We start from the raw sequence: 22,324 nt of genomic DNA, 5'->3' as shown, positions 1-22,324 counted from the left end.
CCCGGCCCGCCTCCCGCGACGGGACGAGGCCTGAGACCGCCATGCTGCCCTCCGTCGTCACGCTCTTCGCCACGGTGGTCTTCCTGACCTTCGTCTTCGCGTACTTCTATCACAAGGACCGGGACCGGTACGTGGGGATCTGGGCCCTGGCCTGGGCCTTCTTCGCCCTTCGGACCCTGTTCCAGATCGTCGCGGTCCAGGCCGGCCTGGACCTCCCGCTGCTCCGGCTCGGCAACCAGACGGCGGCCCTGGCCAACGGCTTCTTCCTGCTCTGGGGCACCGAGGTCTTCGCGGGGCGCCCCCTCCCGCGGACCTGGACGGGTCTCCTCCTGCTCTGCCTCCTCTGGACCGCCGGGGCGGCCTTCGCCCCGGTCTCCTTCGGCTGGTACAGCGGGCCGGTCTTCCTGATCCTGGGGCTCGTCTACATCCGCGCCGGGTGGGTGCTCCTCGCCCTTCCCTCCCGGTACCGGGCCGGGCGGTGGCTGGCGGGCGGAGCCCTGGTCCTCTGGGGGCTCCACAAGCTCGACTACCCCTTCCTCCGGCCGGTGGAGTGGTTCGCCCCGTGGGGCTTCCTCCTCGCCACCCTCTGCGGACTGGCCGTGGCGGTGGGGATGCTGCTCGCCCACTTCGAGCGGGCCCGGGGAGCGCTCCTCGACAGCGAGCGCCGCTTCCGCCACCTCGTGGAGAACGCCGGCGACGGGATCTTCGTGCACGACCTCGAGGGCCGGATCCTCGAGGCGAATCCCGCCGCCTGCCGATGCACGGGCTACCGCCGCGAGGACCTCCTCCGGCTCACCGTGGCCGACCTCGAGGCGGGCATCCCGCCGGACCTGCTCCGGCGGCAGTGGCAGGCCCTCCGAGACGGACGGGGCAGCGACACTGTGGAGGGCTTCATGCGGTGCCGAGACGGGCGCCGGGTCCCCGTGGAGATCCGGCTGGCCTACTTCGAGCACGCCGGCGAGGGGCGGGTCATCGCCATGGTCCGCGACGTGGCGGCCCGCAAGGCGGCGGCCGACCGCCTGGCCGCGGAGAAGGAACGGCTCGAGGTGACGCTCCGGGGCATCGGGGACGGCGTCGCGGCCCTCGACGGGTCGGGGCGGGTGCTCTATCTGAACCCCGTGGCCGAGCGGCTGACGGGGTGGTCCCGGGAGGAGGCCGCCGGCCGGCCGGCCCACGAGGTCATCCGGCTGCGGCGGCCGGAGGACGGCGGCATGTTCTGGGACGGCCGGGAGGCCCTCGATGCCGCCCTGGAGCGGGGGCTCGACGAGCGGGCCGTGGTCGTCTCACGGGACGGGACGGAGCGGACGGTGGAGGTCCACGGGGCGCTCCTGGGCGCCGGGGCCGCCGGGGCCGTCCTGGTCCTCCACGACACCACGGAGAAGGACCGGATGCGGGAGAGCCTGCTCCGGGCGGAAAAACTCGAGTCGCTCGGGATCCTCGCCGGGGGCATCGCCCACGACTTCAACAACCTCCTCACCGCCATCCTCGGCAACATCTCCCTGGCCAAGATGGGCGCCGACCCCGACAGCCAGGTCCTCGACCGCCTCGAGCGGGCGGAGAAGGCGACCCTCCGGGCCCGGGACCTCACCCAGCAGTTGCTCACCTTCGCCAAGGGCGGGGCCCCCGTGCGCCGGGCCGCCTCCATACTGGACGTCATCCGCGATTCCGCCGACTTCTCCCTCCGGGGCTCCAACGTGCGCTACCAGCTCGCGGCGCCGGACGACCTCTGGCCCGTGGACGTGGATCCCGGGCAGATGAGCCAGGTGATCGGCAACATCATGATCAACGGGGCCCAGGTCATGCCCCAGGGCGGCTGCATCCGGATCCGGTGCGAGAACCTGCCGGAGGCGGCCGCCGCCGGCCTGCCCCTGGACCCGGGCCGGTACGTGCGGATCCGCATCGAGGACCAGGGCTGCGGCATCGCCCCGCGGGATCTCCCGCGCATCTTCGACCCGTACTTCACCACCAAGGAGAACGGGACCGGCCTGGGGCTGGCCACGGCCCACTCCATCGTGCGCCGCCACGGCGGGTTCATCGAGGTGGAGTCGGAGGTGGGCCGGGGCACCGCCTTCATCCTCTACCTCCCCGCGGCGGAGGCGCCGGTGGAGGCCGAGGCGGGGGAAGAGGCGCCCGCCGAGGGCCGGGGACGGATCCTGGTGATGGACGACGAGGAAGTGGTCCGTGCCTGCGCCCTGGACATGCTGGCCACCCTGGGCTACGAGGCGGCCGCGGCCCGGGACGGGGCGGAGGCCGTCCGGCTCTACGCCGAGGCCCGGGCGGCCGGGAAACCCTTCGACGCCGTGGTCCTGGACCTCACGGTCCCCGGCGGCATGGGCGGCAAGGAGGCGGTGCAGCGGCTCCGGGAGATCGACCCCGCCGTCCGGGCCGTGGCCTCAAGCGGCTATTCCACCGATCCCGTCATGGGCGACCACGAGGCGCACGGGTTCGCCGCCGTGATCCCGAAGCCCTACCGGACCGCGGAGCTTGCCGCCGTGCTGCGGAGGGTGCTCGGCCGAGCGGCGGCCGACCGGGAAGGCCCGGTGCAGCAAGTGCTGCCGGGCATGGCCGGAAACGGGTGATCCCCCCCGGGCCGGCACTCTTCGGGACCGACTCCCCCTCACTGCCCCACGGGCAGGGTGAGCAGCGGGGTGACCCGTTCCACCCGGCCCGACTGGAGGGCCACGAGCTGCGCGAGCAGCGAGAAGGTGGACTTAGAGTCGAGGTCCGTGTCGTCCAGGTAGAACCAGCGGCCGCGGTACCGGATCGCCACGGCGGCCCCCGCAGGCCGAGAGGCGCTGTGCCGGATGCGGAGGATGTCCCCCACCACCTGGCCCCAGTCGAACTTTTCGCCGCCGGGCCCCCGCGTCACCGTGACCCGGCCGGCCGCCTCGTCCGCTTCCGGCACCGAGACGGCCTGGGACAGGAAGAAGAGGATCCCGAGGAGGGAACGGGTCTGGAGCACCAGGTCGCCGGCGCGGGGCGTCCCGGCACCGCTCCCGTAGAGGCGGTAGCGCCCCCCCGGGCCGGGCGGACCGACGAGCGCCGTCAGCCGCCGGACCTCCGCGACGCCCGCGGCCGCGGGTGCCAGCCGCAGTACCGGCACGAACGCCCCCGCCTCCTTCTCGAAGGCGAAGGCGACGGCGTCCCGTTGCTGGAGCCGGCGCAACAGCCGGGTCGCCTCCACGAAGCCCGCGTACTCGGGCGGCGTCGCCGGGGTGGGGCCGGAGGCGCTCGGGGCGTTCCGGAGCCCGTTCATCCGCTGGACGCAGGTCCGGAAGACCCGCTCCACGCTCCAGCCCGAGTTGCACAGCAGCACCAGGCTGTCCAGGGAGACCGGGGAGAGGACCATGCGGACGAACTTCTCTCCCTGGAGCGGGGTGAAGGAGACCGTGGGCCGCTCCGAGAACCCGACCCCCGTCCCGAGGCCGAGGACGTCGGGATTCTTCTCGTTCGCCGTGCCGGAGAGGGTGGCCGACCCCTCGAAGGTGAACTGCGAGGAGACGCTGCTCACCTCGAGGAAGAAGGGGGTGTCGCGGTACCGGAGCCGGACGAGGTTCAGGAGGAGCTGCTCGTCGTTGGAGCGCTGGATGGCGATGTTGTAGCCGTTTCGGCCCTGCTGGAGGACCGTGGGTCCCACGGGGCCGCACCCGGCGGCGAGCAGCACCGAGAGCGCCAGGAGAAGCCGCCGGCGCACCGGGCGCCCGGGGCCGCCGAAACGCCGATCTCCCACGGTCATGACGCCCTCCTTCCGGCCCCGCCGGGCCGTCACGGTCCGCCCCCGCCGGCCAGGAAGGCGGCGATCCCCTTGCGCACGATCATCACCGCCAGGGAGGCGAGGAGCAGGCTCGAGACCTTCGAGACGGTCCGCGCCCCGGCGCGCCCCAGGAGCCGGAGGATGCCCCCGGCGAAGAACAGCGCGCCCCCCAGGAGCAGGATGTTCACCCCCAGGGCCAGGGCCGTGGGCCCGAAGCCGTACTGGTTGACGAGCAGCACCGACGTGGTGAGCACCGCGGGGCCCGCCACCAGGGGGACCCCCAGCGGGACCACGCCCAGCGCGGCCGGGTCCGACCGCCGCCGGGCCGCCCCCTCGGCGAGGAGATCGCGCAGGGAGAACACGAAGAGCAGGATCCCCCCGGCCACCATGAAGTCCGCCACGGTGATCCCCAGGAGCCGGAAGAAGGCCGTCCCCACCCACAGGAAGGCCAGGGCCACCCCGGCGGCGGTGGCCACGGTCTGGACCGCGGTCCGGCGGATCGCCCCCCTGTCCAGCCCCTCGGTGAGCCCCAGGAAGACCGGCACCATGCCCACCGGGTCCACCGCCACGAAGAGCGGCACGAAGCACAGCCAGAAGACCTTCACGGCCCCTCCTCCAGGGACGCCACCGCCCGGCAGAAGTTGTAACAACCGGTGTCCTGGTTGTCCACGAAGCCCACCTCCACGTTGGCGTACCAGGCCGCCGAGGCCGAGGCGCGGTCCGCGCTCCAGAGCCACCGGTGCCGGGTGTCGAAGACCGGCTCGATGCAGTGGCCGCGGCCCCGGGGGACGGGGGTGAGAAGCGACATGAGCTCCTCCAGGGTGGGCAGCCGCCAGTCGCGCCGGCCGGCGAGCCCCGCCTCGCCCAGGCGCCGGACCCGTTCGCCCGCCTCCTCCCAGGTGAGGGGATGGGGCGAGCCGCCCCGCTCCCACAGGAGGCCGGCGGCACGGTCCGCCACGGTGCCGTCGCCCCGGTCCTCGAACCGCCCCGCGTGGTACCGGAGGGGACGGCGGAGCCCGTCCAGGCCGAAGGCGGCGGCCGCCTTGGCCGGAGGCACCCGCCGGGGCACGGCGCGGAGGCGCACCGCGGCCGGGGCCCCGGCGGCGGCCGGCCCGTCCGCCGGGAGGGCGCAGGCCGCCTCCCGCCGGGCCCTCCAGGCTTCGTAGACCGCCTCGAGCTCCGCCAGGGCCGCTTCGGCCCCCGGCGGGCGGGCGTCTGGGTCCGGGGCCAAGAGGCGGCCGAGGAGGGCGTCCCAGCCGCCGTCGAGGTCCGGGTTCAGCCGGCCTGGGGTGACGCCCCCCTCCGGGAGCCGCCCGGTGAGCATCCGGTGGAGCATCACCCCCACCGAGAAGAGGTCCGCCGGGGCGCCGGCGGCATCCGGGTCGCGCCGCTGCTCGGGGGCCGTGTAGTAGGGGGAGCCCACCACGAGCCCCGGCGGGGTGGCGGCCTTCTCGCCCCGGAGGCGGCAGAGCCCGAAGTCGATGAGCTTCACCCGGTCCTCGTCGGTCACCAGGAGGTTGGCCGGCTTCACGTCCCGGTGCACGACCCCGGCCTCGTGGAGGGCGGCCAGCCCACGCAGCGTCTCCCGGGCGTAGTGGACGGCCTTGTCCACGCGGAGCGGCCGCGAGGCCCGCTCCACCTCCGCGGCCTCGCCCACGAGGTCCCCCAGGTTGTGGCAGTAGAACTCCATGACGAAGTAGGGGGCTCCTTCGAACTCCCCGTAGTCCCAGACGTCCACCACGTTCGGGTGGCGCAGGCGGGCCATGACCCGGGCCTCAGCCACGAAGCGGCGGCGCACCTCGCCGGCCCCGAGAAGATCCACCAGGAGCGGATGGGGGGAGAGGAGCTTCAGGGCGGCCAGGCGGTCGATCACCGGGATGCGCACCCGGTAGACCGCCCCCCAGCCGCCCGCCCCGAGACGGCCGAGGACCTCGTACTTGCCGATCCGTTTCGGGCGGCGCTTCACCGCGGGGCCCCCAGGCGCTGGGCGTTGTAGGCCGGGAAACCCGCGGCCAGGATCTTTTCGGCGGCGGCGGCCACGTCGTAGGGGACGCGCCGGACCTCGAGGGTCCGGGCCGCGTCGTCCCACACCACGTACTTGGCGCGGCTGTCGCCGTCGCGGGGTTGGCCCACGCTGCCGGCGTTGACGAGCACCCGCTCGCCGGGTCCGAGGATCAGCCCGCCGGGGCCGAAGCCCGACTGGACGACCACGTCCCCGGGCCCCACCCGCACCAGCGCCAGCTCGTGGGTGTGCCCCACGAAGCAGAGGGGAACGGGCAGTGCCCGGAGGGCCTCGGCGATCTCGCGGCCGGTGGCCTGCCAGAGGTAGGTGTCCACGGAGTCCGGCGGAAAGCCGTGCACGCACCAGGCATCCCCCACCACCAGGGTCCGGGGCAGCGCGGCCAGGAAGTCGCGGGCGCCGGGTGAAAGGAGCCGCTTCGTGATCTCCAGGGAGACCCGGGCCGAGGGGTTGAACCGCCGGGCCTGGGCCGGGCTCACCACCCCGAGGTCGTGGTTGCCCTGGATGCAGGCGATCCCCCGCTCCCGCACCAGGGCCACGCAGGCCTCGGGGTCGGCCCCGTAGCCCACGATGTCGCCGAGGCACACCGCGCGGTCGGCGCCGGCGGCCGCCACGTCGGCCAGCACCGCCCGGAAGGCCTCGAGGTTGCCGTGGATGTCGGAGAGGACCGCAAGGCGCATGGGTCTGTCAGCTGATGCGCCGGATCATCCGGCGGTTTCCGGTGCGCAAGGACCAGGCCCGTCCCACCCGGTACCAGTGGAGGTAGTAGGCCTCCTTGAGACACTGGAGCCATGTGCCGGGCCGGTGGCGGAACCGGTCCTCGGCGGCGCAGGGCGCCAGCTCCAGCCCGAGGCCCGAGGCCAGGGCCAGGGACCGGGCCAGGTGGTAGCGGTTGGTGACGAGGACGGCCTCGCCGGGCCCCGCCCCCGCCAGAAGCCCCCGGGCGGCCTGAAGGTTCTCCAGGGTGTGGCGGGAGCCGTCCTCGCGGAGGATGCGCCCGGGGGCCACGCCGAGTGCCTCGAGGAACCGGGCCCCGGCCGAGGCCTCGCTGATCGCCGCCCCGGGAAGGCGCCCGCCGAGGACCAGGGCCCGCGCCCCGGGGCGGCGGGCGAGGAGCACGGCCGCCCGGCGGAGCCGCCGGGCGTAGTCCGGGGTAACCCGCCCGTTCCGGAGCCGCTGCCCGAGGACCAGGAAGAGCGAGCCGCCCGCCACGTCGGCGGGAGCGGTCGCGGCGGTCCGGACCACGGCGGCCAGGGCGGCGAGGAACGAGAGCCCCCCGGTGGCAAGGATCACCAAGGTGGAGAGGGCCAGCATGGAGAGCCCGTCGAACCCCGCCATCCTCAGCCTGTCCCCGATGCGCATGCCGTCACCCCCGCGGTGGGTCCCCGCCCGCCCGGGCGGGGTGCCTGCATCGAGGATACCCGCAAACGCCCGCCCCGGCGACCCCGCCCGCCGGCTCAAGGGGCGGCGCCCCGGGCCTCCCGCCGGGCGGCGGCCGGGTCCACGCGCGAAAGGAGCGCCATGCCGAGCAGCAGGAGCGCGAGGACCGAGGCGATCCCCAGGCGGGAAGACCCGGTGGCGTGCCGGATGACGGCGAAGAAGAACGGCCCCCAGACGGCGGAGAGCCGGGCGGTCACCCCGTAGAAGGCGAAGAACTCCGCCTCGGCCCCGGCCGGCACCATCCCGGCGTAGAGCGACCGGCTGAGCGCCTGGCTGCCCCCGAGCACCGCCCCGAAGAGGGCCCCGAGGGCCACGAAGGCCGCGGCCCCCTCCACGGCGGCCGCGAGCCCCGCCGCCGCGACCCAGACCGCCAGCGTCGCCAGCGTCGCCAGCTTGGCCCCCACCCGGCCCGCGAGCGCGCCGAAGGCCAGCGACCCGGCCAGGGCCGTGGCCTGGGCGACGAGCAGCGCCCCCATGAGCACCGCCGGCGCCAGGCCGAGTTCCTGGCGGCCGTAGATGGCGGCCATGCGCACCACGGTCTGGATGCCGTCGTTGTAGGCGAAGAAGGCGGCGAGGAAGAGGAGGAGGTTCGGCAGCCGCCGCAGGCGCCGCAGGGTGCGCCCCACCCGGCGCAGGCCGAGCACCGCGTAGCCCGCGCCCAGGCGAAGCCGCCGGAGGGCGGGAGGCAACCGCCGGCCCCGCCGGCCCTCCGGGAGCCGTCCGGCGGCCGCCAGGGCGAAGCCGGCCCACCAGAGCGCCGCCGACGCCATGACCAGCCGGGCCGCGGCGGGGGCGGCGAGGCCGAGCCGGTGGTGAAAGGCCACCACCAGGAGCGAGAGACCGAAGTGGAGCCCCCCGCCGAGGTAGCCCGCGGCGTAGCCCAGGCTCGAGACCCGGTCCCGTTCCTCCCGCCGCGCGATGACCGGCAGGAAGGCGTCGTAGAAGACGTTGGCCCCCACGAAGCCCACCTGGGCCAGCACGAAGGCCGCCGCCACCCGGGCCGTGTCCCCCGGCCCGGCGGAGGCGAGACCCAGGACGGCGGCCGCGCCGGCAAGACAGAAGGCGAGGAGGAAGGGCCGCTTGGCGGCCCGGAAGTCCGCCACGGCCCCCAGGACGGGCGCCAGGGCGAAGACCACCAGCGCGGAGCCGGCCGAGAGCAGGCCCCAGAGGGTCTCGGCCGCCAGCCGCGTGCCGCCCGCCGCCACGCCCCCCGGCGGCACCACCACCGCCGCGAAGTAGACCGGGAGCACCGCCGCGGCCACGGTGGTGGCGTAGGCCGAGTTGGCCCAGTCGTAGGCCGCCCAGCCCAGGATGACCCGCCGCCGCCCCGCCTCGGCGGGCAGCCACGATGAAGGTCCCATGCCGCCTCCCGCGCCCCGGGCCCGGGGCGTGACAGCCCGCCCCCGGCCGGATTATGCTGCAGACAGCCTAGCCGCACCGGCGGGCGTGCGCCAGGGGCGCGCCCCCGGGGAACGGCCGAAGATGCAAGAAGATCCGAGGCGATGACGACGATGCCCGCCCGAACCCCCACGGACAGCCCCCGCCCCTGCCGGGTCGCCGTCTTCCAGGAAGGCGGCTCCGGGGCCCGGAAGGTGGCGGGCATACGGGCCCACGGGCGGGACATCGAGGTGGTGGCCGACGTGGACGTCGCCGGTCCCCTGCCGGAGTTCATCGACGAGCCGGAGGCCGTCCTGCCCCGGCTCCCCGAGGCCGACGTGGTGCTCTGCTTCCTGCGCCACCCGGACCTGGCCGACTTCGTGGTCCGGCACTACGCGGCGCGGGGGACGCCGGTGGTGGCCTCGGGCCCCCGGCCCGTGGAAGGTGCCGACTCGCCCTTCACGTGCTGCTCGCTCCCCCGCCGGCCGGCCCTCGGGGCCTATGGCGAGCAGTTCGGGCTGCCGGAGTTCGAGGTGCGCCTCGAGGCGGGCCGCATCGCCGAGGTCCGCGTGCGCCGGGGGGCCTCGTGCGGGGCCACGTGGGAGGCGGCCCGGCGCCTGGCGGGTCTCGCCCCGGAGGCGGCCCTGGCCGCCGTGGGGCGCGAGGTCCAGTACCTCTGCTGCGCGGATCCCTCCGCCTTCGACCCCGTCTCCGGCAAGAGCCCCCTCCACCATGCCGGCCACGTCCACCGGGCCGCGCTCCGCAAGGCCCTGGAACGGGCCGGCGCCCCCGGCCGACCCGGCGACGACGGCCGGGGCTGACCGCAGGAGGCCTCCCATGTCCGCCGCCCGCTTCGTCCGCACCGGCCGCCAGGTCATCCTCCACACCGAGGCCGCCGTCTGTTCCTCGGCCCGCCAGCTCGTGGCCAGCGACATCTTCGAGCAGGTGGTCCGCGACTTCATCGCCCACCTGCGGGCGGAGGACTCCCCGCTCCTCGAGGTGCTGCCGCCGCCGAGCGAGGGCCACTCCTCCGAGTCGCAGATGGTGAACCTCCTCCGGATCCTCCTCGGCACCCGGCTGGACCAGATCGCCGAGGCCTTCCCCCGGGCGAGGGACCTCGTCCCCAAGCGCCGCCGGCTCCACCTCTTCGTGGAGGCCCTCTACAACTACTGGCGGCACTTCGACCGCTTCCTCGTCAGCCACAGCGAGACCGGGCCCGGGGGCGACGTCTTCCGGCCCTACCGGACCTTCGAAAACACGGTGGAGGAGCTCACCCACTTCGTCCGGGCCGTCTACCGCGACCTCTGCGAGAACATCACCGGCACCCCGCCCCGGGTCTACCGGCAGGTCCCGGCCGGCTGCCAGGTGGGCCTCATCGCCGTGCCCCGGGCCTGGCCCGTGCCCATGGGGTGCTACGGTCCGCTGGCCGACGTCCCCGTGATCCGCCAGGTCTGGATCGACCCGCCCCTCATCATCGACCCCCCCGAGAACAAGCGCTCCGGCCGGTTCCGCCGGGTGGCCGAAAACCCCCTCGAGGGCGTGCAGCTCGACCCGGAGGAGTGGCTCTGCTACCCCGCCCAGGTGGGGCCGCTGGTGGTCTTCGTCTATTTCCACCAGTGCTTCATGGGACTCGGCACGGCGCTGGCGAACCTCTTCGACCTCGCCTCCATCGAGCGGGTGGCCCGGGGGCCCGACGCCGTCCTGGCCTACGGCCTGCCGCCGGACGCCATGGAACGGTTCGGAGACGACCGCACAGTCTTCCACGACGACGCCGGCTGCGGCCTCCTGGTGGGGGCCATCCCGGCCGGGGACCGGTTCGGCTACTTCGGCTACCTCAAGAAGATGGCCCTCACCCTCCACAACGTGGCCATGATGAAGCGCGGGCGCCTCCCCTTCCACGGGGCCATGGTCCGGCTGGAGCTCAGGAACCGCGCCGCCGCCAACATCCTGGTCATCGGCGACACCGCCACCGGAAAGTCCGAGACCCTCGAGGCCCTGCGCCGCCTGGGCCGGGCCGAGATCCGCCAGATGCACGTGGTGGCCGACGACATGGGCTCCATCGAGGTGGCCCCGGACGGGCGGCTCCTGGGCTACGGCACCGAGACCGGGGCCTTCATCCGGCTCGACGACCTCCAGCAGGGCTACGTCTTCGGCCAGATCGACCGGGCCATCCTCATGAGCCCCCAGAAGACCAACGCCAGGGTGGTGCTCCCCATCACCGACCTCGAGGAGGTCCTCCACGGCCACCCCGTGGACTTCCTCCTCTACGCCAACAACCACGAGGCGGTGGACGCCGGCCACCCCGTCCTGGAGGCGTTTCCGGGCGCCGAGGCGGCCCTGGCGGTCTTCCGCGAGGGCGCCGCCATGGCCAAGGGCACCACGGCCGACCGGGGCCTGGTCCGCAGCTACTTCGCCAACGTCTTCGGCCCCCCCGAGTACCGCCGGCTCCACGACGAGATCGCGGAGCGCGTCTTCCACGCGGCGGAACGGGCCGGGGTCTTCCTGGGCCAGCTCCGGACGCGGCTGGGCCTGGAGGGCTGGGAGGAACGGGGGCCGGAGGAGGCCGCCCGGGCCCTCTTCCGGGCCGTGACCGAGCGGGCCGGCGGGGCGTAGCGGGGGACCCCGCGACGGCCCCGGCCCGCCTCACCACGGCGCCGCGCCGCAGCACGGCGGCGCCGCCTGGTGAAGAAGAAGGGGCGGCCCCGGGCACCGGGGCCGCCCCGACTCCGCCGGCGGGCCGGCGGCCGCGGCGTCGATGTCACGGCGTGGTGGCGCAGGCGGTGGCGCTCGGCGGGCTCTCCGTGTCGACGCCGGCGGTGTAGAGGCCATCACCGTCGCAGTCGTTCCAGGCCGTCACCGCATAACAGTACTCGGTGGTCCGCTGGAGGCCCCGGTCGGTGTAGCTCGTGGTGGCCGCGTCCACGGCGGCGAGGAACTGGAGCTTTCCGGCCTGGTCGTAGTAGACCCGGTAGCCGCCGTCGGGCGGCGGGTCCCCGGCGCTCCAGGCCAGGTCCACGGTCTTGCGGCCGCCCGTGGCCGTAAGGCCCACCGGCGCCCCGGGCGTGGCGCAGGCCGGGGCGGGGGGCGTCCCCCATGCGGCGCCGGCCATGGCGAAGGGGGCGGCGGTGGTGACGTTCATGTTGTGCTTCCAGAGCCGCCAGATGGTGTCACCCCAGGCGGCCAGCTTCGAGAAGAAGGGATCGGTCTGGATCACGTAGGCCTGGGGCTCACCCGAGGGCGTCGGGCTCGAGAGGGTGGTGGCGGTGCCCTTGATCTCGTCCCGGAGAAACTCCACGTACTCGCGGCTCGTGGTCTGGTAGTAGAGGGTGATCTCCACGTAGTCGGCGCCGGGGGGGATGGACAGGGAGACCTGGTCGTAGCCCCCCGCGTACTCCTCGGCCGTGTAGAGGCCCGGGGCGTCCTGCCCGTGGTCCACCGGCAGGCAGAGCCGGGCCGCCGCCTCGGCGACGCGGAAGCCCTTGGGCGGGATCCGGTTGTCCTTGTAGCGCCCGGTGGCCAGGGCGAAGTGAAACGACTCGGCCTCGCCGGTGAGGCTGCTCGACGGGTGCAGCTCGTAGACCAGGGCGTCCACGTAGGCCTCGTTGGGTCCCAGCGGCGCCGGGGCGGGGAGCGTTCCGTCGGGATCGGCGTAGGTGTAGTGGAGGCCCTTGAGCGTCCCGGCGGCGGCGTCGTAGGGGTTCACCTCGTAGACGAGGCTCCCGCCCTGGTAGGCGCGGATGTTGACGAACATCCGCCGCCCCTCCGGGAAGCCGGAGATCAACTTGTGGCCGGTCTGGTTCTGGATGCGGAAGGAGAGGGCCCCGGTGGCGGGGTCATAGGAGACGCCCTGGACGGCGGCCGCCAGGCGCAGCTGCTGCATGGCCCGGTCCGCCCCGGCCAGCAGCGCCGCCGGGTCCACCCCAACCCCCGCGTTGAGATCGATGGTCAAGAGGTCCGGGGTGTTGGAGGCGTTCAGGAGGGCCGCGTTGAAGGCGTCGTAGTTGGGCGACCCGGAGACGGCGCTCGCCAGCACCCAGGAGACCCAGGCGTTGCCGCCGGTGAGGTCATGGATGGGCTGCCCGCTCTTGGGGTGTTCCACGCTCTCGGCGGGGCGCACCACGCCGCCGTTCTGGGAGCAGGCCCGGCCCACGCCGTCGCGCATGTGGCAGTCCTGGCAGGCGGCGATGTAGTTCATGGGCCGCGATGTCTCGAAGACCGCCGGGTCGTAGGGCCCGATGCCCGGGGCGCCTCCCTGGCGGCCGTAGTCGGAGAGCATGAACTCCGAGAAGGTCCGCTCCACGTGGAAGTAGGTGTGGGCCGAGGCGGTCTCCGTGGGCAGCGGCTGGGTCGGGTCGGCCCCGAGGTTCGCCAGCACCGGGTTGGAGACGTCGTGGCAGGTGGAACAGAAGTAGCGCGACTTGTGGTACCGGCTGTAGAGGATGGGGTGCCGGGCGTTGGCGTCGGCGAAGGAGGCCCGCTTGTCCCGCGTGTCGTCCACGAAGTACTGCCCCGCGGCGTTCTCGGTGTAGCCCGGCGGCGGCAGAGACCCCTGGTAGAAGGCCCCCCCGTTGAAGAGCAGGATCCCGAGGGAGAGCCTGAGGTCCTCGGCCAGCGTGAGGTCGGCGGCCGGCTGGGAGGGGGTCCCGCTCTGGTTGGTCTCGTCCCAGTACCCCAGCCAGTCGCCCCCCTCCCGGCTGCCGTCGTGGGTGGCCGAGGCGAAGGGGTCGAACATGCTGTGGCAGAAGTCGCACTGGACCCCGTCGAAGTCGTGCCCCACCATGGCGGAGCCGTTGGTGGGATCGGAACGCCCCTGGAGCCAGCCCTTGGGCATGTGGCACCGGAGGCAGATGTCGGTGGCGTTGGGCCGGCCCACCGCCCAGATGGAGTCCTGGGCCGCCACCGTGAGACACGACCAGTAGAGGAAGTCCAGGGCGGCCTGGGCCATCATGGAGCCCTTCCAGTTGAACCCCGGCTCCACGGCGGTGTCGAACCCGGCGTGGCAGTTGAGACACCGCGTGGGGGCCTCGATGTCGGCGGCGTTTTCCGGCGGCGGCTGGGTCCCCGGCATCCGGACCAGCGGGTCCTCCTTGACCGGCACCGGCGTCCAGGCCGGGGCGGAAATCGCCCCGATGCCCACTGCGACGAGGGCCGATCCCGTGACGGCGCACCACTTCTTCCAGCGTTTCATGAGGCACCTCCTCTCCTCGAAAAGGAAAAACCGATGCGGGGGTACCCTGCCGGAGCGCCGATTAATGGGTGAATAAGCGTATATCCTCCAACAAAGACCCCCTTCCCTCGTTTTTTGGCTAGCACCGATCCGACGAAGGGTCAAGACCCTTTAGCGTGATTCCCAGGATGGAAATCTTCTTTGGTTGGATTCGGAAAACGTATCCTTCGCGGAACGGGCGCCCCCGCCCCGGCCGTTCAAGCGGGGCGGGGGCGGGGCCGATGAGGAGGGAGATCGGTCCGAAGGAGGCCAAGCCCCGTGCGTATCCTCAAGACAGACGCCCTGCTCTTCGTGCTCTTCACCGCCGCCTGGATGGTCCTCGACGCCACCAACTGGCGGACGGCCTTCTTCCCGGAGTTCGCCAAGGGCCTGGGGTTCACCCTGGGGCTGGTGTTCGCCGTCTTCCTGGTGGCCAACCGGGGCCTCGTGCGGGGAAACGACCGGGTCAAGCGGCTCCTGGGCGCCGCCGCGGCCGCCGCGGTCCTCACCGCCGCATGGTACGCGGCGGCCACCATGGCCGCCTACCATTTCCGGATGACCTTCGTGGGTCACCTTTGAGGGTGTCGCGCCGGCCACACACCGACGGTCGCGCGGCCCGCCCACCGGCTTGATTTTTGGGCCCGGGGGGGCAAAATGGAACCCGGCCGGCGGGCCTCCCGCCGGCCGACCTGCACGGAACCCGTAACGGCATGAAGGAGGTCAGGTCATGAAGAGACTCCCCGTGGTCCTGCTGCTGTGCGCCGCGCTGCTGGCCGGGCCGGCCGCCCCGGCCCTCGCCGCCGACGACTGCCCCGGCGGAAAGTCCGGCACCTCGGCCATGTGGCTCTCCATCCTCCACCCCGGCCTCGGCGAGTGGTACCTGAAGGGCTGGGGCGGCTTCAAGAATTGCCCCACCAAGAAGTTCTGGCTGGGCTTCATCCCCCTCTACGGCTGGCCCGGCTACCTCCAGGTGAAGAGCGCCATCGACGCCCGGCACTGCCGGACCAACGACGACATCGGCGGCTGAGGCCGCAACGGGCCGACCCGGGGCGCCCCGCTCCAGCGGGGCGCTTTTTTTGGGGCCCCGCCTCCCCGCCCCCCGGCGATCCTCCCCGGGCCGCAGCGGGCCGGCCGTTGCGGGGGTCGCGGCCGTTGGGTATGCTCTTTCCGGGTCGAACGGACGCCTGCGGCGTCCAGCGGAGGGGAGGGCACCCATGCTGGAATTCATCCGCCGAAACGTCGGCTCCTGGATCGTCAAGGTCATCCTCGGGCTGATCATCCTGGTCTTCATCCCGTGGGGCGTGGGGTCGCTGCGCTCGCGGCGCGCGGAGACCCTGGCCGAGGTCAACGGGGAGCCGATCCTCCACAAGGACTTCGACCTGGCCCTCGAGCGGACGCGGGACCGCTACCGCCAGATCTTCGGCGGCACCCTGCCGGAGCACTTCGAAGAGCAGGTCCACCTCAAGGAACAGGTGCTCGAGCGGCTCGTCACCGAGCGCGTCATGCGCCAGGCGGCCGAGGCCGTCGGCGTCCGGGTGCGCGACCCGGAGGTCCAGCAGGCCATCCTCTCGGTGCCCGCCTTCCGAAGCGGCGGCGTCTTCGACCAGCGCCTCTACCGGATGGCCCTCCAAAACGCCCGGATGACGCCGGAAGACTACGAGGCCGAGGTCCGGCAGCAGCTCCTCGCCGAGAAACTCGGCGCCCTCTTCGCCACGGGCATCACCGTGGGCGGCGACGAGGCGCGGGCCTACTACGGCTTCCAGAACGAGGAGATCGACGTGGCCTACGTGCGGCTCGCCCCGGCCGACTGCCGGGACGAGGTGCGGGTGGACGAGGCGGAGCTCGAGGCCTGGTACCGGGACCACCGCGAGCGCTACCGGACCGAGCCCCGGGTGCGGGTCCGCTACCTCCTCTTCTCCCGGAAGTCCGTGGGAAAGGTCACCGTGCCCGACGACGAGGTCCGGGCCTACTACGAGGAGCACAAGAAGGAGTTCGAGGTGCCGGAGCGCCGCCGGGTGCGCCACATCCTGCTCACGGTGCCGCCGGGGGCCGGAGAAGCCGTGGAGAAGGAGGTTCGGGCCCGGGCCGAGGCCCTCCGCCGCCGCATCGAGAAGGGGGCCGACTTCGCCCGACTCGCCCGGCGCCACTCCGAGGACCCGGCCACGGCCAAGAAGGGCGGCGACCTGGGCTTCATCACCCGGGGCACCATGGTGCCCGCCTTCGACAAGGCGGCCTTCGAACTCGAGGCCGGGAAGGTCTCCGCGCCGGTCCGGACCCGCTTCGGCTGGCACCTTGTCAAGGTGGAGAAGATCGAGCCGGGCCGCGTGAAACCCTTCAAGGAGGTCGCCCGCGAGATCCGGCGCAAGCTCGCCCGGCGGAAGGCGGCATCGGCCCTCGCCGCCCGGGCCAACGCCGCCTACGACGAGATCTTCGAGCTCGGCGGCCTCGCCGCCTACGCCAAGCGACACGGTCTCTCCCTGGAGACCACCGGGTTCTTCACCCGGAGCGCCCCGGCGCCGGTGTTGGGCGACGACCCGGACGTCCTCCGCAACGTCTTCGCCCTGGGCAAGGGCGAGATGAGCTCCCTCCTCCGGGTGCCGGACGGGGTGCTGATCCTCGAGGTGCTCGACAAGGAGCCGCCCCGCGTCCCGCCGCTCCAGGAGGTGCGGGCGAAGGCGCTCGAAGACTACACCGACGAGGCGGCGGAGGGCGTCTGCCGGGAGAAGGCCGCCCGGCTCCTGGCCGAGGCGCGGAAGGCGGGGCTCTCCGCCGCGGCGCGGAAGGAGGGGCTCGAGGTGCGCGAGAGCGGGTTCTTCCGCCGCTCCGACCGGGAGGCCGGCGGGCGGCTCCCCGCCGAGGTCGTGGCGGCGGCCCTCTCCCGCTCCGAGGCGGACCCGTTGCCGGACGAGCCGGTGGCGGCGGGGGGCGCCTCCTATGTCCTGGCCTTCAAGGCCCGCCGGGCGGCGGACCCCTCCGGGTTCGAGGCGGCCCGGAAGGACATCGAGGCCCGGCTCCTCGAGGAGAAACGCCGGGCCGTCTTCCAGGGCTGGCTCGAGGCGGCCCGGAAGCAGGCCGAGGTCCGGGTGCGCGGCACCCTCTGATCCCCCGCCCCGGCGGGCCGGGGCGGCGCACGGCCCGGCGGGATGGACCGGTACGGTCCGTCGGCGGCGGCCCCCCGCCGCCGCATCTCCGCGGCGCCGGCAAGGCGCCTTGAAGGTAGAGGAGGACCCCCCCATGCCCTACGTGAACATCCGCGTGGCCGGAAGGCTCTCACGGGAACAGAAGGCCGAGATCAGCCGGGGCGTGACCGAGGTCATCTCCCGGGTGGCCGGGAAGCCCTCCAACACCATCCTGGTCTTCATCGACGAGGTGGAGCGGGAAAACATCGCCCAGGGCGGGCGTCTCCTGGACGAACCGCAATGAGCCCGCGGGGCGGCGCGTCCGCCTTCGCCCTCCTCCTCGCCCTCCTCGGCTGGATCCCGGCCCCCTGGAACGGGTCCGCCCGGGCGGCGCTGGTCACCTACGAGCTCACCATCGCCCGCGGGCCGGTGAACGTCACCGGCCGCCCGGCCACCGGCATGACCGTCAACGGGACCATCCCGGGGCCCGTCCTGGCCTTCCGGGAGGGTGACCGGGCCCGGATCCGCGTCCACAACGCTATGGACGTCCCGACGTCCATCCACTGGCACGGGGTCCTCGTGCCGCCCGGGATGGACGGCGTGCCGTACGTGAGCTTCCCGCCCATCGCCCCCGGGGCCACCTTCACCTACGAGTTTCCCATCCGCCAGAGCGGGACGTACTGGTACCATTCCCACTCCGAGCTGCAGGAGCAGAGCGGCGTCTACGGGGGGATCGTCATCCGGCCCGCTCGCCCGAGCAGGCCGGAGCGGGACCACGTGATCGTCCTGTCCGACTGGACCGACGAGGACCCGGCCTCCGTGTTCCGGACCCTCAAGCGCGGCAGCGAATGGTACGCCTTCCGGAAGGGGGCGGCGCAGAGCCTCCTCGGCGCCGCCAAGGCGGGGCGGCTGGGGGACTTCTTCCGGCGCGAGCTGCTCCGGATGCCGCCCATGGACATCGCCGACGTCGCCTACGACCGCTTCCTCGCCAACGGCCGGCCCGAATCCACCCTCCGGGCGGCCCCCGGGGAAGAGATCCGGCTCCGGATCATCAACGGGTCCGCCACCACGTACTTCCTCGTCGAGTTCGCCGGCGGCCCCCTCACCGTGGTGGCCGCCGACGGGCAGGAGGTCGAGCCCGTCCCGGTGCAGCGCCTGCTCATCGCCGTGGCGGAGACCTACGACGTGCGCGTCCGGGTGCCCGGCGGCGGGGCCTACGAACTGCGGGCCACGGCCCACGACGGCTCGGGGCGGGCCTCGGTGTGGCTGGGGGCCGGACCGCGACACCCGGCCCCCGCGGTGCCCCGGCCCGACCTCTACGCGGTGATGGGCGGTCTGGACCTGGCCCGCGTCTTCGCCCTGACCCCGGCGGGTGCCATGGGCATGCCGGACCGCGACGTCGCGGCCGGCCGGTTCGACCGGCCCGGGATGGCGGGGATGGGCCGCATGGGCGCCATGGAGATGGATCGCCACGGCGGGCACGGGGCCATGAAAATGCCGGAGGAACCGGGGATGCACCGCGGCGGGGCCTCGGAAGGGCCGGTCGGGGCCGTGCCGCCCCTGGTCGAGCGCCACGACACGGACTTCGGGTGGCTGGGCGCCGACGTGGCCGCCTCGGCGGCCCTCGCCGTGGACGGCATGGACCCCCGGCGGCCCGGCCCTCCCTATCCCCGCCTGCGCGCCGTCCGGCGGACGGCGCCCCCGCCCGGGCACCCCGTCCGTGTCGTCCGCTTGACCCTGGACGGGGACATGGAGCGCTACGTCTGGACCCTCAACGGCCGGACCCTCTCGGAGGAGGACACCATCCGGATCCGGCGGGGGGAGATCGTCCGCTTCGTCATGGTCAACCGGACCATGATGCACCATCCCATGCACCTGCACGGGCATTTCTTCCGGGTGCTCAACGGCCAGGGCGACCGCGCCCCCCTGAAACACACCGTGGACGTGGCGCCCATGTCCACCACGGTCATCGAGTTCCTCGCCGACGAGACCGGGGACTGGTTCTTCCACTGCCACCTGCTCTACCACATGAAGAGCGGTATGGCGCGGGTGGTCCACTACGAGGGTTTTCCGCCGGGCCCGGCGGTGGCCGGACTGCGGGGGGCGCTCCGGCGGGACGCCTGGCTGGCCTGGGCCCGGGCCTCGGTCATGAGCCACATGACCGAGGGGGCGGTCACCGTCTCCAACACGCGCAACATCGTGACCGCGGAGTGGGAAGTGGGCTGGCAGGACGTCGGACCCGTGGAATGGGAGGGCATCCTCACCTGGGACCGCTACTTCGACCGGTTCTTCACCGCCTTCGCCGGGGCGGACATGCTCGGGGACGGCCGGGTGACGGACCACACGCGGGGCGTCCTCGGCCTCCGCTACCTCCTGCCCCTCGGCATCGAGTCCCGGGCTTGGGTGGACAGCGACGGGGGCGCCCGGGTGAGCCTCGACAGGCACCTGCCCCTCACGCCCCGGCTGGAACTCTTCGGCGGTGCCGAGTACGACACCCGCGACTTCTGGGAGGGCCGGGCCGGCCTTCTCTACCGGGTGAGCCGGTCGTGGTTCCTGAGGGGCGAGTGGCACTCGGATTACGGGTTCGGGGCCGGCCTGGAGGCCCGGTTCTGAGGACGGCTCTTCCGCGTGATCCATCCCCCCGCCCCGCCCGGCCGCCGGGGCCCCTCTTGACAAGATTCTTTATTGAATTATTTTGTTTCTAAACTCGGAGGTTGCCTCCGGGTGACATCTCCCCTCCCTCCCCTGGGCAGCCGGCGTCTTTCGGGATTCCGGCTGCTTTTTTTTGACGGCCTCCCGGCGGCGGTGCTGCAGCCGGCACATCCCCGCCCCCTCGTCCCCCTCCTCCTCAAGGTCCGTTGCCGCCGTGCCGAAAGGTGGACGAGAGACCCCGCCGAAACGGCCGAAAGGATGCTTCCCATGATCGACTACGTGTTCCTCGGGCTCCTGCTCCTCGCACTGGCCTACCCCGTCGCCGTCTACAACCGGCTGGTGGCCCTTCGGAACCGGTTCCGGAACGCCTTCGCCCAGATCGACGTGCAGCTCGAGCGCCGCTACGACCTCATCCCCAACCTGGTGGAGACCGCCAAGGCCTATATGAAGCACGAGCGGGAGACCCTCGAGGCCGTCATCCAGGCCCGGGACCGGGCGGCTGCGGCGGGCCGGGCGGCCTCGCGCCGCCCCGAGGACGCGGCGGCCGTCCGTTCCCTCATGGGCGCCGACTCGGCCCTCACCGCCTCCCTGGGCCGACTCTTCGCCGTGGCCGAGAACTACCCCGACCTCAAGGCCAACCAGACCATGGGGCAGCTCATGGAGGAACTGTCCTCCACCGAGAACAAGGTGGCCTTCGCCCGCCAGGCCTTCAACGACGCCGTCATGACCTACAACACCTACCTCGAGCAGTTTCCCCACAACGTGGTGGGCGGCTCCGCGGGCTTCCGCCCGGCGCAGCCCTTCGAGGTGGAGGAGCGGGAAGTGCGCCGGCCCGTCCGGGTCGCCTTCGACTAGCGGCACGGGCGATCGGCCCGGGACCCGTCATGGACTTCTTCGAGCGCCAGGACCGGGCCCGCCGGCGGACGGCGGTCCTGGTGATCCTGTTCGCGGCGGCGGTGATCCTCACCGTGGCCGCGGCCAACCTGGCCGTCTTCCTGGCGGCGCGGTGGTCGGGCGACCTCCCCCCGGCGGGCGGAGCGGGCTGGCTGGAGCGCCCCTGGTGGCTCGTCGTCACCGCCGCCACGCTGGCGGTGATCCTCGGCGGGACCCTGCGCCGCCACATCCAGCTCCGGAGCGGGGGGCGGGGGCTGGCCGCCCTCGTCGGCGCCCGCCGCGTGGAACACGGCGGCGCCACCCCGGCGGAACGCCGCCTCTCCAACGTGGTGGAGGAGATGGCCATCGCGGCCGGCCTCCCCGCCCCCGAGCTCTACGTCCTCGACGGCGAACCGGGCATCAACGCCTTCGTGGCGGGGTTCACCCCGTCGGCCTCGGTCCTGGTGGTGACGCGGGGCGCCCTGGACACCCTCACCCGGGACGAGCTCCAGGGCGTGGTGGCCCACGAGTTCAGCCATATCCTGAACGGCGACATGCGGATCAACCTCCGCCTCGTCTCGGTGCTCGCCGGCATCCTCGCCATGGGCCAGATGGGCCGGGCCATGCTGCGGGGCGGGACCAGCACCCGCTCCAGGCGGCGGATCCGAATCCACGCCGGCGGGTTCTGGATCCTGGCGGCCCTGGCCCTCTACCTGGCGGGGGCCGTGGGGGTCTTCTTCGGCCGCCTGATCAAGGCCGCCATCGCCCGGCAGCGGGAGCTCTTGGCCGACGCCGCCGCCGTCCAGTTCACCCGGAACCCGGCGGGCATCGTCGGGGCCCTGCTCAAGATCGAGGCCGCCGAGGCCGGCAGCCGCCTCCGGAACCTCCACGCCGAGGAGATGAGCCACATGTGCTTCGGGGAGACCCTGAAGGCGGCCCGGGCCCGGTTCCTGGCCACCCACCCCACGGTGCCGGAACGGGTACGGGCCCTGGACCCCTCGGGCCGGGTGCGGGGGGCGATCCGGGTCCGCCCGGCGGCCGAGGACGGGCGGGAGGCCGGCGGCCGGCCGGCCTCCCCCGAGGCGGTGGTGGGCCGCGCCGGGGACCTGTCGCCGGTGGCCCTCGCCTTCGCCGTCCGGTTCCGTGAGGGGCTCCCCCCGGCCGTCCGGCGCGCCGCCCGGACCTTCCCGGGGGCCCGGGCCCTGGTCTACGCCTTGGTGCGCTCGGGGGAAACAGCGGGAGGACAGGAGACCTCGCCCCTCACGGCCCGGGAAGACGCCCCGGTGGCCCGCCTGGCCCACCGGCTCGCCCCCGCGGTGCGGGAGCTGGGCCCCGCCGCCCGCCTGCCCCTCCTGGACCTCGCCCTCCCGGCCCTCCGGCGCATGCCGGAGGGCGACCGGCGGGCCTTCCTGGAGACCGTGGACGCCCTGGTCCGGGAGGACGGACGCCTCACCCTCTTCGAGTTCGTGCTCCAGGTGGTGCTGGAACGCCGCCTCCGGCCGGAGGCATGGGAGCGGGAACCGGCGGCCCTCGGCACCCTCGACCCGGTGCTGGGCGAGGCGGCCGCCCTCCTCTCCCTGCTGGCCCACGCCGGGGGCGGGCCTGAGGCCTCCGCCGCCGCCTACCGGCGGGGGCTGGCCCGCCTCACCGGCGCGGACATCCCCCAGACCCCCCGCTCGGCCTGCTCGCTGGCCGGCCTGCGCCGCCACCTCGAGGCCCTGGCCCGCCTCGCGCCGCCCCTCCGCCGCCGGGTCCTCGAGGCCTGCGCCGAGTGCGTCATGGCCGACGGGACGCTCCGCCCGCGGGAGGGGGAACTCCTCCGGGCGGTGGCCGAGGCCCTGGACGTCCCCATCCCGCCGCACCAACCCGCCGCGGCGGCCTGA

The 22,324-nt window shown here is 73.7% G+C and carries 17 protein-coding genes; 10 read left to right on the top strand and 7 right to left on the bottom strand.

Features of this window, described 5'->3' with window-relative positions:
* The first annotated feature begins 41 nt into the window (after positions 1-41).
* Entirely contained in the window at positions 42-2,579 is a 2,538-nt protein-coding gene (locus tag HCU62_RS09155) for a hybrid sensor histidine kinase/response regulator (RefSeq protein WP_163298820.1), read from the top strand.
* Positions 2,580-2,617: 38 nt separating this feature from the next.
* Here HCU62_RS09155 and HCU62_RS09150 read toward each other — a convergent pair whose 3' ends face one another.
* The 6 genes from HCU62_RS09150 to HCU62_RS09125 form a co-directional block, all read right to left on the bottom strand.
* Positions 2,618-3,736 carry a hypothetical protein gene (locus tag HCU62_RS09150; RefSeq protein WP_163298821.1) on the bottom strand — a complete coding sequence of 373 codons (1,119 nt, stop codon included), beginning with the start codon at positions 3,734-3,736 and terminating at the stop codon, positions 2,618-2,620.
* A 29-nt stretch (positions 3,737-3,765) separates the two neighbouring features.
* Entirely contained in the window at positions 3,766-4,359 is a 594-nt protein-coding gene (locus tag HCU62_RS09145; protein ID WP_163298822.1) for a MarC family protein, read from the bottom strand.
* Entirely contained in the window at positions 4,356-5,720 is a 1,365-nt protein-coding gene (locus HCU62_RS12875; RefSeq protein ID WP_163298823.1) for a protein kinase domain-containing protein, read from the bottom strand. Before HCU62_RS12875 ends, HCU62_RS09145 begins: the two co-directional genes overlap by 4 nt.
* Entirely contained in the window at positions 5,717-6,454 is a 738-nt protein-coding gene (locus tag HCU62_RS09135) for a metallophosphoesterase family protein (RefSeq protein ID WP_163298824.1), read from the bottom strand. Before HCU62_RS09135 ends, HCU62_RS12875 begins: the two co-directional genes overlap by 4 nt.
* Before the next feature lie 7 nt (positions 6,455-6,461).
* On the bottom strand, positions 6,462-7,112 hold the full coding sequence (locus HCU62_RS09130; protein WP_246325420.1) for a YdcF family protein: 651 nt from the start codon (positions 7,110-7,112) through the stop codon (positions 6,462-6,464).
* 119 nt (positions 7,113-7,231) lie between these two features.
* Positions 7,232-8,575, bottom strand: coding sequence for an MFS transporter (locus HCU62_RS09125; protein WP_169755582.1), 1,344 nt, complete (start codon positions 8,573-8,575; stop codon positions 7,232-7,234).
* A gap of 150 nt (positions 8,576-8,725) precedes the next feature.
* Between HCU62_RS09125 and dfsP the strand changes: the two genes are divergently transcribed.
* Positions 8,726-9,412: a DUF166 family (seleno)protein DfsP gene (dfsP, locus tag HCU62_RS09120; RefSeq protein ID WP_163298569.1), complete on the top strand. Its 687-nt coding sequence runs from the start codon at positions 8,726-8,728 to the stop codon at positions 9,410-9,412.
* Positions 9,413-9,428: 16 nt separating this feature from the next.
* The gene (locus HCU62_RS09115; RefSeq protein ID WP_163298570.1) at positions 9,429-11,204 is read left to right on the top strand and encodes a hypothetical protein; all 1,776 of its coding nucleotides are present in this window, start codon (positions 9,429-9,431) and stop codon (positions 11,202-11,204) included.
* Between the two features lie 145 nt (positions 11,205-11,349).
* Here HCU62_RS09115 and HCU62_RS09110 read toward each other — a convergent pair whose 3' ends face one another.
* Positions 11,350-13,779: a hypothetical protein gene (locus tag HCU62_RS09110; protein ID WP_163298571.1), complete on the bottom strand. Its 2,430-nt coding sequence runs from the start codon at positions 13,777-13,779 to the stop codon at positions 11,350-11,352.
* A 297-nt stretch (positions 13,780-14,076) separates the two neighbouring features.
* On the opposite strand from HCU62_RS09110, the gene HCU62_RS09105 reads away from it, so the two are divergent.
* The 7 genes from HCU62_RS09105 (at position 14,077) to HCU62_RS12705 (ending at position 22,324) form a co-directional block, all read left to right on the top strand.
* Positions 14,077-14,376 (top strand): hypothetical protein, encoded by a 300-nt coding sequence (locus tag HCU62_RS09105; protein ID WP_163298572.1) that lies wholly within the window; start codon positions 14,077-14,079, stop codon positions 14,374-14,376.
* Positions 14,377-14,524: 148 nt separating this feature from the next.
* Positions 14,525-14,824 carry a hypothetical protein gene (locus HCU62_RS09100; RefSeq protein WP_163298573.1) on the top strand — a complete coding sequence of 100 codons (300 nt, stop codon included), beginning with the start codon at positions 14,525-14,527 and terminating at the stop codon, positions 14,822-14,824.
* 187 nt (positions 14,825-15,011) lie between these two features.
* Positions 15,012-16,898 carry a SurA N-terminal domain-containing protein gene (locus tag HCU62_RS09095; RefSeq protein ID WP_163298574.1) on the top strand — a complete coding sequence of 629 codons (1,887 nt, stop codon included), beginning with the start codon at positions 15,012-15,014 and terminating at the stop codon, positions 16,896-16,898.
* Positions 16,899-17,031: 133 nt separating this feature from the next.
* Complete coding sequence (locus tag HCU62_RS09090; RefSeq protein ID WP_163298575.1) at positions 17,032-17,220, top strand: tautomerase family protein; 189 nt, start codon at positions 17,032-17,034, stop codon at positions 17,218-17,220.
* The gene (locus HCU62_RS09085; protein WP_163298576.1) at positions 17,217-19,529 is read left to right on the top strand and encodes a multicopper oxidase domain-containing protein; all 2,313 of its coding nucleotides are present in this window, start codon (positions 17,217-17,219) and stop codon (positions 19,527-19,529) included. Before HCU62_RS09090 ends, HCU62_RS09085 begins: the two co-directional genes overlap by 4 nt.
* Before the next feature lie 306 nt (positions 19,530-19,835).
* On the top strand, positions 19,836-20,423 hold the full coding sequence (locus tag HCU62_RS09080; protein ID WP_163298577.1) for a LemA family protein: 588 nt from the start codon (positions 19,836-19,838) through the stop codon (positions 20,421-20,423).
* Between the two features lie 29 nt (positions 20,424-20,452).
* Complete coding sequence (locus HCU62_RS12705) at positions 20,453-22,324, top strand: M48 family metallopeptidase (RefSeq protein WP_169755580.1); 1,872 nt, start codon at positions 20,453-20,455, stop codon at positions 22,322-22,324.

The sequence above is a fragment of the Dissulfurirhabdus thermomarina genome (assembly GCF_012979235.1).
GTDB lineage: Bacteria > Desulfobacterota > Dissulfuribacteria > Dissulfuribacterales > Dissulfurirhabdaceae > Dissulfurirhabdus > Dissulfurirhabdus thermomarina.
The sequence above is the reverse complement of the archived record's forward strand: the minus strand, read 5'-3'. Positions and strand labels throughout refer to the sequence as shown.